Raw genomic sequence first — 11,648 nt, 5'->3', positions numbered from 1 at the left:
CACCTGACCGAGGACGCCGATTTCGCCTGGACACGTATCGGAGGCGTCGGCTGGGATGGTGCGGTGACCACCGAAACCGAGACCGACGTCTTCGAAGAGCACCGCCCCGTCCTCATGGGAGTCGCCTACCGCATGCTCGGCCGCCTCGCCGACGCGGAGGACGTGGTGCAGGAGGCCTGGCTGCGCTGGTCCGCCGCCGACCGGTCCGAGGTGCGCGAACCGCGCGCCTACCTGGTGCGCATCACCACCCGCCTCGCCATCGACCGGCTCCGCCAGGTCAAGGCGCGGGGCGAGACCTACGTCGGCCCCTGGCTGCCCGAGCCGTACGTCACCGACTTCGGGGACAGCGTCCCGGACACCGCCGAGCGGGCCGTGCTCGCCGACTCGGTCTCCCTCGCCGTCCTCGTCGTCCTGGAGTCGCTGTCGCCCCTGGAGCGCGCGGTGTTCGTCCTCAGGGAGGCCTTCGGCTACCCGTACGCGGAGATCGGCGCGATGCTCGACCGCGGCGAGGCGGCGGTGCGCCAGCTCGCCGGACGGGCCCGCAAGCACGTCGACGAGCGGCGGCCCCGCTACGAGGTCGACCCCACCCAGCGCCGCGACCTCACCGAGCGGTTCCTGGCCGCGGCCGCGGAGGGTGACCTCGAAGGGCTCATGTCGCTGCTTGCCCCGGACGTCCGCCTCGTCGGCGACAGCGGCGGCAAGGCGAAGGCGCCCGTGCGGGTGCTGGAGACGGCCGACAAGGTGGGCCGCTTCCTCATCGGTGCGGCGCGCAAGGGTGTCGCCGATGCGTCCTTCCGGTTCCTGGAGATCAACGGGGGCCCGGCGCTGCTGGTACTGGCCGGCGACAAGCCCGACTCCGTCTTCCAGCTGGACGTCCTGGACGGCCGCATCCAGTCGGTCTACATCATCCGCAACCCCGACAAACTGAGGTCGCTCGCAACGGCCTAGATCCCGCGCGCGTGACGGTCGTGACCCGTGCGCGCCTGTCCCGTGAACGTTCCCGGCGATTGGTATTGACCAAGGGTGAGGGCCGTCCTATGGTCGCAGAGAAGTGCAACAACCTTTAATAAACAAGGGCGCTAAAACGCCGCTGGGCCACGGCGATTGCGGAGGACAGGGTGGGGACCACGCAGCTGGAAACGGTGCCGGAACCGAAGTACTGGCATCTCAGGACCGTGCTCAGTGAGGCATTGGACTCCGAATTCACCGTGGGCGAGATCCTGCCCAACGAGCGCGACCTGGCGGCCCGCTTCGGCGTGGCCCGGGCCACGCTCCGCCAGGCGCTTGAGCAGCTCGAACTGGAGGGCAGGCTGCAGCGCCGCCGTGGTGTCGGTACGACCGTCGCGCCGCCGCGTGTGGGTGTGGCCGTAGGCGCGGAGCAGCACGCCTGGCCGGGTGCGGCCGACGACGTCTGGCAGCCGACGGACTGCACGCAGGCGGTTCCGCCGGCGTCCGTCGCCGACGCCCTGGACAGCGGCCGGGACGAGCCCGTGCACATCGTGCGCCGCTCCCGCGTGACGCACGGTCAGCCCGTCGCCGCCGAGCTGCTCTACATCCCGCAGTCGTCGGTGCCCGACCTGTCCGCCATCGACGCCCCGTCCGGAGCGGCACGCGCGCGTGCCGTGCTGCGGGAGCTGCAGCGTCTGGAACTCGAGGGCCAGGAGAACGCCGTCGAGCTGGGCTCGGCCCGCGCGGACGACGCCAAGGAGCTGGACCGGCTCCCGGGGGCGCCCGTCCTGGTCGTGACCACCCGCTACCTCGCCGAGGGCCGCACCGCCGCCCTCTCCGTCGCCACGTACCGCGCCGACACCTGCCGGCTGACCTTCGGCGACTCAGGCGGCGTGGAGATCCACCAGGACCCGGAGCGCCGGGCGTCCTGATCCGCCGTACCGACGCATGTCCTCGCGCCCCGGAGCCCTCGGCCCGGGGTGCGACGCGTTGCTCGGTACGGCCCGCGCTCCACCGCCGGTGAACCCGCACGGGCGAGGGCATCGGTACCGAGGACGGCCCGGTCCTCGGGGACCGGCTGCCGCCTGCGGCTGACTGGCCGTCGACCACGGGCGCCCGACCGCCGAGCGTCAGCGCCGCCCCGTCACCGTCCCCTCCACCGCGAACAGCTGCTCCTCCACGTGATCGAGGGCGAGCCGCAGTGCGCCCGTCGCCACCGCCGCCTCGCCGAGCAGGGACAGGGCGACCTTCGGCGGGCGCAGGCAGTAGCGGGCCAGTTCCCGTCGCAGCGGCTCCAGGACGCCGTCCAGGCCCGACGCCCAGCCGCCGATGACGACCAGCTCGGGGTCGAGCGCGAGGACGAGGGCGGCCACATCGTGGACGAGGCGCTGGATGAAGCGGTCGACGGCCGCCCGGGCCCGGTCGTCGCCCTCGCGGGCCTGCGCGAAGACCTTGGCCACGGCGTGCTCGTCGAGGGGCCGCAGCGGCTCGTCCGTGGTGGACAACAGGGTCTCCGGCGTCGCCTCGCGGCCCAGCAGATGCAGCGCGCCGATCTCGCCGGCCGCACCGCCGAACCCCCGGTGCAGCTGCCCGCCGATCAGCGAACCGGCGCCCGGACTCAGCCCGGCCAGCACGAACACGACGTCGTCGGATTCGGTGGCCGAGCCCTTCCAGTGCTCGGCGACCGCCGCCGCGTTGGCGTCGTTCTCGACGAGGACCGGGCACTTGAAGGACCGGCTCAGCCGCTCGCCCAGCCGCAGCCCCGTCCACTCGGGCAGCGCGGCGCCCAGCCGCACGGTCCCGTCCGCCTCGACGATGCCCGGCGTCGCGACGCCCACGGCCCGCAGTGAGCTGCGCGCGACGCCGGCCCGGCGCAGCAGCTCGGCGACCGCCGTACGCACCCGTTCGAGCCGTTCGTCGGCCGGATCCGTCTCGTCGACGTCCTTGACGATGGAACCGAGCACTCGTCCGTCCAGGTCGGCGAGGAGCACGGCGACCCGGTGCGCCCCGATGTCCACGCCCAGCAGATGACCTGCCTCGGCCCGGAAACGGAAGCGCCTCGCGGGACGCCCCTGCCGGCGGACGACGCTCTCGTCGGCCGCCTTCTCGACGACGTAACCCGCCTCGATGAGCCCCTCGACCACGCCCTCGACGGTGGGCCGGGACAGTCCGGTCACCCGGGTGATCTCCGTCAGCGTCGCGGCGTCCGTGGCACGCAGCGCGTGCAGCACCACCGCGGAGTTGATCCTTCGCAGCAGCGAGGGATCCCCGCCGGTCAGCCGCGGCAACGTCCGTCCTCCCAGCTCGTGCGCATGTTGGGCGGATGGTACTCGGCGCGGCGGACCCGGGCGAGTGGTGGGCCCGCACCGAGTGCGGGTGACCGGCATGCACCGGCGTGCGGCGGGCGGTTCACCCCGGTGCCACGAACCCCGACTCGTACGCCGTGATCACCGCCTGCGTACGGTCCCGCGCCCCGAGTTTCGCCAGGACGGCACTCACATGCGACTTCACCGTCTCCGTCCCGACCACGAGCCGGCCGGCGATCTCCGCGTTCGACAGGCCGCGCGCCATCAGCCGCAGCACCTCGGCCTCCCGCTCGGTGAGCCGGGCCCGCTCCAGGACCGCGCGCGCCGCCCCGTTCCCGCCGTCGCCGTCGCCGTACCGCGCGGCGAGCTGCCGCACCGACGCCGGGAACAGCAGTGACTCGCCCTCGGCGACCAGCCGTACCGCGTGCACGATCTCGGCCGGCCGCGCCCGCTTCAGCAGGAAGCCGTCGGCGCCGGCCCGCAGCGCCTCGTACACGTACTCGTCGTTCTCGAAGGTGGTGACGACGACGATCTTCGGCGGCTGCTCGACCGTGCGCAGCACCGCGCGCGTGGCCTCGATGCCGTCCAGCAGCGGCATCCGCACGTCCATGGCGACCACGTCCGGGCGCAGTTGCCGCACCAGCGGAATCACGGCGGCCCCGTCCGCCGCCTCCCCCACGACCTCGATGTCGGGCTGCGCCTCCAGCACGGCCCGCAGACCCGCGCGTACGAGGGGTTCGTCGTCGACGAGAAGAACGGTGACCGGCATCCGACCAGCCTAGATCAACTCACCGGCAGGTTGACGTGCACCTGCCAGTCGCCTCGGTCGGGACCGGTCCGCGCCCGTCCGCCCAGCAGAGCGGCGCGCTCGCGCATACCGCGCAGCCCGCTGCCTCTGCCGGGCTCGGGTATCCCGGCGGGGAGCGGATTGCGGATCTCCAGCGTGAGCGTGCCGTCCGCGACGGCGATGCGGACCCGGGCCGGGACCGAGCCGGCGTGCCGCAGCACGTTGGTCAGCGACTCCTGAAGGATCCGGTAGCCCTCCCGGGAGACCGGCCCCGGCACGCTGTCCAGCGGCCCCGTCGTCTCCAGGTCGACCTTCGCGCCGGACGCCCGAGCCGACTCCAGCAGCCGGTCGGCGTCCGTGAGCGTCGGCCGGCTGCTGACCGGCCGCTCGGACTCGCGCAGGACGCCGAGGACCCGCTCCAGGTCCTCCAGGGCGGCCCGGCCGGTCTCCTCGATGGCCGTCAGGGCCCGGTCGGTGAAGGCGGGATCACCGGCCGCACGGGCCGCACCCGCCTGTACGACGGCCACGGTCAGGGCATGGCCGATGGAGTCGTGGAGCTCGCGGGCGATGCGCGTGCGTTCCAGCAACTGCTCGGTGCGCTCCTCCATGGCGGCCAGGCGCTCCGCAGGGGAGGGGCCGAGGAGACGCAGGGCGAGTTCGGTGATGAGGTGGCCCGAAGCCACCACGGTCGCGGCCAGGCCGGCCAAGAACAACGGCACCAGCAGGACGTGCCACCAGGAGTGTCCGTCGGGAAGGAGGAAACCGCCCTCCCCGACGCCACGGTCGTCACGCCCGACGAGGCCCACCAAGGCGAAGAGCAGTTGCGCGACGACTGTCGAGGTCGCGTAGCCGAGCACCAGGCGCGCCTCCAGCCACACGACGAGCCGCCCCCGGTCGCCCCAGGAAGCGGACGGCGCCACGACGATGTCGTTGTTCCCCTGGTCGTGGCGGTGACCGGTCAGCAGCAGCCTCGCCTGGAGCCCCTCCACGGTCCGCATCGCGGGCACCAGCCCGACGGCGACGAGCACCGCGCCCGCCACCGCCCAGATCCACCACGCCTCCCGGACGAAGATCAGCATGGACGGCCCCACGACGGCGATCAACAGATGCAGCAGTCGTGTGTACGTCACCACCCGTCCGAACGGGCGCAGCAAGCGGACCATTTCGCCATCGTGCCAGCCACCACTGACAACGGACCTCCCCCGCACGGGGGAGACGATCTCCACCGCCGGGGGAGGACCCGATTCGCCCCCGGCGGCCAGGCTGACTGCCATGACCAGCATCGAAGTCCAAGCCCTCACCAAGGAGTACGGAACCCGGCGAGCCGTGGACGACCTCACCTTCACCGTCCTCCCCGGCCGCGTCACCGGCTTCCTCGGCCCCAACGGCGCCGGAAAGTCCACCACCATGCGGCTCGTGCTCGGCCTCGACCGGCCGACCTCAGGAACCGCCACGGTCGGCGGCCGCGCCTACGCGAGTCTGCGCGAACCGCTGCGCCACGTGGGCGCGTTGCTGGATGCCGGGGCCGCGCACGGCTCCCGTACCGGCCGCGACCACCTGCGCTGCCTGGCGGCGAGCAACCGCATCCCGAGCGGGCGGGCCGACGAGGTGCTGGAGGAGACAGGGCTGGCGTCGGTGGCCCGGCGCAGGGTGAAGACGTATTCCCTGGGCATGCGCCAGCGACTCGGCATAGCCGCCGCTCTCCTGGGCGACCCCGAGGTCGTCCTGCTCGACGAGCCCTCCAACGGCCTCGATCCCGAAGGGATCATCTGGATCCGCCAGTTGCTGCGCCGCCTCGCGGGGGAGGGGCGCACGGTCCTGGTCTCCAGTCACCTCATGAACGAGACCGCGTCCTTCGCCGACCACCTCGTGGTCCTGGGGCGGGGGCGGCTGCTGACCGACACCCCGATGCGGGAGTTCATCCACGCGCGCGTGGAACCCCGCGTCCGCATCCGCACCTCGGACCACACCGCGCTCAAGGAGGCCCTCGCACGGCACGGACACGACGTCGTCCTGCACGAGGACGGCCACTGGACCGTGCACCACGCGCGCGTGGACGACATCGGCCGCCTCGCCTCGCAGGCGGGTGTCCCCGTCCTCGAACTCGCCGCCGAAGAAGGCACGTTGGAGCAGGCCTACCTCGACCTGACCGCGACCGAGGCCGAGTTCACCGCATCGTCCCAGGAGACCTGAACCATGGCATTCGCGCCCGTGCTCCACTCGGAATGGCTCAAGATCCGCACGCTCCGCTCGCTGCCGGGAGCGCTGCTGGCGCTGTTCGCCGTGACTACGGCGTTCTCGGCGCTGGCCGGCGCGGACGGCAGTTCCGACCCGGAGTCCGACCCGCTCTTCACGGCGCTGTCGGGTGTCCTGCCGGGGCAGATCGCGGCCATCTCGTTCGGGGCGACGGCCGTGGCGTCGGAGTACCACGGGGGTGCGCTCCGGCTGACGCTCGCCGCGGTTCCGCAGCGCGGGCGGTGGTTCGCCGCCAAGGTGACGGCCATCGCCGTCCCGGCCCTGCTCGCCGGACTGATCACCGCCGTCGCGGCGCTCTTCGCGGCACGCGCGGGACTCCGATCCGCGGCGCACGGGCTCACGGTGGCCGAGCAGGTGCGTGCGGTCCTGGGCTGCGGTGTCTACCTCATGCTCATCGCCTTGTTCGCGGCGGGTCTCACCGCCGTGCTGCGCAGTGGTGTGGCCACGCTCTCCGTCCTGATCCCGTTCATCCTCGTGGTGTCGTTCGTGATCGGCGACGCCGCGGGCACCGTCGCGGACTTCCTGCCCGACAAGGCGGGCCAGATCGTCATGCACCAGACGTATGACGGCACTCTTGGGCCGTGGTCCGGGCTGGCGGTGACCGCTCTGTGGACGGCGGCTGCGCTGCTGGTGGGGGCGTGGAGCGTGCGGCGCCGGGACGCCTGATCCCGCCGGCCGATTGACGCCCCGCCAATTGTCAGTGGGAGCCGGTTTACTGGATCACATGGACATCGCGGAGGATCTCGCCCTGATCGACCGGCTGTGCACGCGGGACTTTCCCGCGGAGCGCGGCGGGACGGACGTCGGCCTGAGTGGTCCTGGCTATCACGTGGCCTGGTTAGGGCCGCGTGACTGGCCGGAGGCGGACGACTGCTACGCCTACGAGGCGGCCATCGCCGCACGGCTGACCACGTGGTGGGGAGAGCCTGCGCGCTGGGGGACTGTGACACTGGGCGAGCGCATCGCACGCGGTGAGGACATACCCGAGCCCTGGGCGATGCTCACCGCACTGGCGGACGACCTGCGTACGTGGCAGGTGGGCGACTCAGGGCGCGGGGCCACCTTGGCGGTGGCCGACAGGGACGACGAGAAGCAGCCCCGGCTGTTCGTCGTCGTCACGGACATCGACCCGGAGTGACCTGTCACCCCTGCGCCGTCACCCGCAACCGCGCGAACTCCTCCGCCATCGTCTGTGCCGTCCAATGCGCGTTCAGCCCACTCGGATTCGGCAGCACCCACACGCGCGTGTCCCCGATCAGCCGCTCCTGCGGACCCACCTGGGCCCTGCGGTCGTCGAACGCCGCCCGGTAGGCGGTAACCCCCACGACGGCCAGCCAGCGTGGCCGCAGCCGCGCCACCTTCGTCGCCAGCAGCCGGCCGCCCTCGCGGTACTCCTCGGCGCTCAGTTCGTCGGCCCGCGCGGTCGCCCGCGCCACGACGTTCGTGATGCCGAGCCCGTATGACAGCAACTGCTCCTGCTCGGAGGGTTTCATGAGCCTCGGCGTGAACCCGGACAGATGCAGCACCGGCCAGAAGCGGTTTCCGGGGCGCGCGAAGTGGTGACCCGTCGCCGCCGTCATCAGACCCGGGTTGATGCCGCAGAACAGGACGTGGAGACCGTCCGCGACCACGTCCGGCACCAGACGGTCGCGAGCGGCCTCCAACTCCTCGGCGGTGAAGCGTGTCAGAGGATCGCCCCAGGCGTGTACCCGGCCGCCTCCGGACGCTGCTTCACGATCTCCTCGATCCGGCCCACGACGACGCTCACCTGGTCGGCCGCGGCGCCCGTGAAGGACAGCTTGTCGGCCATCAGGGCGTCCAACCCGTCCCGGTCGAGCGGGATGCGCTCGTCGGCGGCCAGCTTGTCGAGCAGCTCGTTGCGCTCGGCGCCCTGCTCACGCATCGCCAGTGCGGAGGCGACGGCGTTCTCCTTGATCGCCTCGTGCGCGACCTCGCGTCCCACACCCGCGCGCACCGCGCCCATCAGCACCTTGGTGGTGGCGAGGAACGGCAGGTAACGGTCCAGCTCGCGCGCCACGACGGCCGGGAAGGCGCCGAACTCGTCGAGCACCGTCAGGAACGTCTCCAGCAGCCCGTCCAGCGCGAAGAACGCGTCCGGCAGCGCGACCCGGCGCACCACCGAGCAGGACACGTCGCCCTCGTTCCACTGGTCGCCCGCGAGCTCACCCGTCATCGAGGCGTAGCCGCGCAGGATCACCATCAGGCCGTTCACGCGCTCGCACGACCGCGTGTTCATCTTGTGCGGCATCGCGGAGGAGCCGACCTGACCCGGCTTGAAGCCCTCGGTCACCAGCTCGTGCCCGGCCATCAGCCGGATCGTCTTCGCCAGCGACGACGGCGCCGCCGCCAGCTGCACCAGCGCGGTCACCACCTCGTAGTCCAGCGAGCGCGGGTAGACCTGGCCTACCGAGGTGAACGCCTGCGAGAAGCCCAGGTGCTGGGCGATACGGCCTTCCAGCTCCGACAGCTTCGCCGCGTCCCCGCCGAGCAGGTCCAGCATGTCCTGCGCCGTGCCCACCGGGCCCTTGATGCCGCGCAGCGGGTAGCGGCCCAGCAGCTCCTCGACGCGGCCGTACGCGACGAGCAGCTCGTCGGCGGCGGTCGCGAAGCGCTTGCCGAGCGTCGTGGCCTGGGCGGCGACGTTGTGCGAGCGACCGGCCATGACCAGCTCGCCGTACTCACCGGCCAGCTTGCCCAGGCGGGCGAGGACGGCCACCGTGCGGTCACGCATCAGTTCCAGCGACAGCCGGATCTGCAGCTGCTCGACGTTCTCCGTCAGGTCGCGGGACGTCATGCCCTTGTGTACGTGCTCGTGCCCGGCGAGGTCGTTGAACTCCTCGATCCGCGCCTTCACGTCGTGCCGCGTGACCTTCTCGCGCTCGGCGATCGAGGCCAGGTCGACGGTGTCGAGGACGCGCTCGTAGTCGGCGATCGCCTCGTCCGGCACCTCGATGCCGAGGTCCTTCTGGGCCCGCAGCACGGCGAGCCAGAGCTGCCGCTCCAGCTTCACCTTCTGCTCGGGGGACCAGAGCGTGGCGAGCTCGGTGGAGGCGTAGCGTCCGGCGAGGACGTTCGGGATGCGGGGCTTGGCGGGCGCAGAAGTCACGTGTACGGAGTTTACCCGGCGGCCGGAGGGGCCCAGTGCCCGGCCGTCGGAGTGAGGTGGTCGGCCGAATGCGGGCGATCGAGTGAATTCCCTGGCCATTGACGCGTCCTGGGTCCCTGGAGCCTCCATTTCTCGTTCATAGTCACCAGGTCGTGTGAGTGTGAACGTGCGACATCACGACTCCTGCGATGACCTGCGAATCCCGGCAACCGAAAAGACCGCGTCAATGACCGACGCCGGCTTCCCCATTCCGCCTGAGAGAAAGACGACGAGAATGCGACAGGCCCTGACCAAGGGATTGATTGTGGCCGCCGCCACGACAAGCGCCCTGTCTCTATGCGGCACTTGGGCGTCCGCTGCCCCACGTATGCAGGGGACCGTGGTGAACTCCGCCGCTGTAATGTCGGGCCGTACGGACCTTTGGGAGCCGGACGGGCTGGACGAGCAGCTGGATGACACATTCGGCAGGATGGATGACAAATTCGGCGAGATGCGCGACCGATTCCAAGAGCTGAATGACCGGCTCGACGGAATGAACCCCGGGCAGTCCGCCTCCGAAAACGTCACCTCCACATTCGGCAGCTCCGGCTACGGTTCCGAGAAGCCGAGCCACCACGGTTACGGCACCGAGAAGCCGAAGGACGACGGCTACGGCTACGGCAGCGACAAGCCCAAGGAGAACGGCTACGGTTCCGAGAAGCCGAAGGACGACGGCTACGGTTCCGAGAAGCCCAAGGACGACGGCTACGGTTCCGACAAGCCGAAGGACGACGGCTACGGTTCTGACAAGCCGAGCGACTACGGCTACGGTTCCGAGGAATCGGATGACTACGGCTACGGTTCCGAAGAATCGGACGGCTACGGCTACGGTTCCGAGGAGCAGGACGGCTACGGCTACGGCAAGGACTACGACAACGGCTACGGCCACGAGCGTCCCCACAAGCCGCACAAGCCGCGGCCTCCGCACAAGCACCGGCCTCCCCACGAGCACCGGCCTCCGCACAAGCACACGCCCCCGCCCACGAAGCCGCACCACCCGCACATGCCCGAGACCGGCGCCGACCCCGCGGCCGTCGTCGGAGGCATCGCCGGCAGCGCGGCGCTGCTGGTCGCCGGCACCTTCCTGTACCGGCGTAGCCGGGCCGCGGCCCGTCAGTAGCGCTCACCGGTGACAGCGTGACAGCGCCCGGTGCCCCATCCGGCACCGGGCGCTGTCACGCTCGGTGGCTCTACGTCGTAGGGCCCTCGTACGGCAGCAGTTCCGGGCGCTTCGGCGGCAGGCCGTCGCCCGACGACCGGCCCGTGAGCCGCCGCCCGATCCAGGGCAGCAGATGCCGCCGGGCGAACCGCACGTCCGCGACCCGCCGCGCGCCCCACCCCGGCGGCACCGTGGCCGGCATCGGGGTGCGCCACCCGGTGTCCTCGGGGTCGTAGCCGAGCGCCTGCCACACGGCTTCCGCGACCCGGCGATGCCCCTCGGCCGTCAGGTGCAGCCGGTCCACGTCCCACAGGCGCGGGTCCGCGAGGGACGGGGCCCCGTACAGGTCGACGACGACCGCGCCGTGCCGCTCGGCCAGCTCGTCGACACAGGCGAACAGCTCCTCCATCCGCGGCCGGAACCGTTCCAGGACCGGCCCCTGCCGTCCCGGGCTGCGCATCAGCACCAGTTGCTCGCAGGCGGGGGCGAGCTTCTCGACGGCCTCCTCCAGGAGTCCGCGCACCCGCCCCATGTCGCACTTCGGTCGCAGCGTGTCGTTGAGGCCGCCGACGAGGGTGATCACGTCGGCGCCCATCGCGGCCGCGACGTCGACCTGTTCCTCGACGATCTGCCCGATCAGCTTCCCGCGCACCGCGAGGTTGGCGTACCGGAAGCCGGGCGTGCGGGCGGCCATCCGGCCGGCGAGAAGGTCGGCCCAGCCCCGGTAGGAGCCGTCCGGGAGCAGGTCCGACATGCCCTCGGTGAAGGAGTCGCCGACGGCGACCAGGCTGGTGTGAGTGGGGTTCGTCTGCATGGCGACAGCGATGGTATCCCGGGCTCCATACCCATCGGTCGGTCGGCCCGGGTATCGCTCATCCCCGGAGGTCAGACCGGCTGCTGGTGGCCTCCGGCCGCCGTCCAGCCCCGGCACGCAGGCGGCGCCCGGTGCGCCCGGCCACCTCTGCGGTCCGCGGCTCGCGCCGAGTCGGCGATGTGCTGACGGCCGGGGGGTCAATGCGGCCGGCC

The 11,648-nt window shown here is 71.7% G+C and carries 12 protein-coding genes; 6 read left to right on the top strand and 6 right to left on the bottom strand.

The window, feature by feature from the left end; all coding sequences use genetic code 11:
• Positions 1-63 precede the first annotated feature (63 nt).
• Together ACIBU0_RS29300 and ACIBU0_RS29295 are read left to right on the top strand one after the other, a co-directional pair.
• Positions 64-948 (top strand): RNA polymerase sigma-70 factor, encoded by an 885-nt coding sequence (locus ACIBU0_RS29300; RefSeq protein ID WP_398824347.1) that lies wholly within the window; start codon positions 64-66, stop codon positions 946-948.
• A gap of 170 nt (positions 949-1,118) precedes the next feature.
• Positions 1,119-1,880 carry a GntR family transcriptional regulator gene (locus ACIBU0_RS29295; protein WP_398824345.1) on the top strand — a complete coding sequence of 254 codons (762 nt, stop codon included), beginning with the start codon at positions 1,119-1,121 and terminating at the stop codon, positions 1,878-1,880.
• 198 nt (positions 1,881-2,078) lie between these two features.
• Here ACIBU0_RS29295 and ACIBU0_RS29290 read toward each other — a convergent pair whose 3' ends face one another.
• The 3 genes from ACIBU0_RS29290 to ACIBU0_RS29280 all read right to left on the bottom strand — a co-directional run bounded on the left by ACIBU0_RS29290 (position 2,079) and on the right by ACIBU0_RS29280 (position 5,204).
• A complete protein-coding gene (locus ACIBU0_RS29290) occupies positions 2,079-3,236 on the bottom strand; it encodes an ROK family protein (RefSeq protein ID WP_398824343.1) in 1,158 nt (385 codons plus the stop codon).
• Between the two features lie 121 nt (positions 3,237-3,357).
• Complete coding sequence (locus ACIBU0_RS29285) at positions 3,358-4,023, bottom strand: response regulator (RefSeq protein ID WP_398824341.1); 666 nt, start codon at positions 4,021-4,023, stop codon at positions 3,358-3,360.
• A gap of 14 nt (positions 4,024-4,037) precedes the next feature.
• Positions 4,038-5,204 carry a sensor histidine kinase gene (locus ACIBU0_RS29280; protein WP_398824339.1) on the bottom strand — a complete coding sequence of 389 codons (1,167 nt, stop codon included), beginning with the start codon at positions 5,202-5,204 and terminating at the stop codon, positions 4,038-4,040.
• A gap of 109 nt (positions 5,205-5,313) precedes the next feature.
• On the opposite strand from ACIBU0_RS29280, the gene ACIBU0_RS29275 reads away from it, so the two are divergent.
• Genes ACIBU0_RS29275 through ACIBU0_RS29265 form a run of 3 tightly spaced genes read left to right on the top strand, consistent with a single transcriptional unit; the run spans position 5,314 to position 7,435 of the window.
• On the top strand, positions 5,314-6,234 hold the full coding sequence (locus ACIBU0_RS29275) for an ABC transporter ATP-binding protein (protein WP_398824337.1): 921 nt from the start codon (positions 5,314-5,316) through the stop codon (positions 6,232-6,234).
• A 3-nt stretch (positions 6,235-6,237) separates the two neighbouring features.
• Positions 6,238-6,963 carry an ABC transporter permease gene (locus tag ACIBU0_RS29270; protein ID WP_398824335.1) on the top strand — a complete coding sequence of 242 codons (726 nt, stop codon included), beginning with the start codon at positions 6,238-6,240 and terminating at the stop codon, positions 6,961-6,963.
• A 58-nt stretch (positions 6,964-7,021) separates the two neighbouring features.
• On the top strand, positions 7,022-7,435 hold the full coding sequence (locus ACIBU0_RS29265; protein ID WP_398824333.1) for a hypothetical protein: 414 nt from the start codon (positions 7,022-7,024) through the stop codon (positions 7,433-7,435).
• Between the two features lie 4 nt (positions 7,436-7,439).
• Here the strand turns inward: ACIBU0_RS29265 and mug are convergent, their stop codons facing one another.
• Both mug and purB read right to left on the bottom strand, forming a co-directional pair.
• On the bottom strand, positions 7,440-7,985 hold the full coding sequence (mug, locus tag ACIBU0_RS29260) for a G/U mismatch-specific DNA glycosylase (RefSeq protein WP_398824610.1): 546 nt from the start codon (positions 7,983-7,985) through the stop codon (positions 7,440-7,442).
• Positions 7,982-9,424, bottom strand: coding sequence for an adenylosuccinate lyase (purB, locus tag ACIBU0_RS29255; protein ID WP_398824331.1), 1,443 nt, complete (start codon positions 9,422-9,424; stop codon positions 7,982-7,984). Before purB ends, mug begins: the two co-directional genes overlap by 4 nt.
• A gap of 469 nt (positions 9,425-9,893) precedes the next feature.
• Here purB and ACIBU0_RS29250 point away from each other — a divergent pair, with 469 nt between their 5' ends.
• On the top strand, positions 9,894-10,583 hold the full coding sequence (locus tag ACIBU0_RS29250) for a hypothetical protein (RefSeq protein ID WP_398824329.1): 690 nt from the start codon (positions 9,894-9,896) through the stop codon (positions 10,581-10,583).
• Between the two features lie 70 nt (positions 10,584-10,653).
• Here ACIBU0_RS29250 and ACIBU0_RS29245 read toward each other — a convergent pair whose 3' ends face one another.
• Entirely contained in the window at positions 10,654-11,436 is a 783-nt protein-coding gene (locus tag ACIBU0_RS29245; RefSeq protein ID WP_398824327.1) for an SGNH/GDSL hydrolase family protein, read from the bottom strand.
• Positions 11,437-11,648: the final 212 nt, after the last annotated feature.

The organism is Streptomyces sp. NPDC049627, assembly GCF_044465645.1.
In the GTDB taxonomy this organism is placed as follows: Bacteria; Actinomycetota; Actinomycetes; order Streptomycetales; family Streptomycetaceae; genus Streptomyces.
This window is presented reverse-complemented; position numbering and strand designations above follow the sequence as displayed.

Bases quoted from the DNA above. Each gene is read 5' to 3' on its own strand.
- ACIBU0_RS29285 (WP_398824341.1), bottom strand. From the start codon at position 4,023: ATGCCGGTCACCGTTCTTCTCGTCGACGACGAACCCCTCGTACGCGCG.
- ACIBU0_RS29280 (WP_398824339.1), bottom strand. From the start codon at position 5,204: ATGGTCCGCTTGCTGCGCCCGTTCGGACGGGTGGTGACGTACACACGA.
- ACIBU0_RS29275 (WP_398824337.1), top strand. From the start codon at position 5,314: ATGACCAGCATCGAAGTCCAAGCCCTCACCAAGGAGTACGGAACCCGG.
- ACIBU0_RS29270 (WP_398824335.1), top strand. From the start codon at position 6,238: ATGGCATTCGCGCCCGTGCTCCACTCGGAATGGCTCAAGATCCGCACG.
- ACIBU0_RS29265 (WP_398824333.1), top strand. From the start codon at position 7,022: ATGGACATCGCGGAGGATCTCGCCCTGATCGACCGGCTGTGCACGCGG.
- ACIBU0_RS29250 (WP_398824329.1), top strand. From the start codon at position 9,894: ATGGATGACAAATTCGGCGAGATGCGCGACCGATTCCAAGAGCTGAAT.
- ACIBU0_RS29245 (WP_398824327.1), bottom strand. From the start codon at position 11,436: ATGCAGACGAACCCCACTCACACCAGCCTGGTCGCCGTCGGCGACTCC.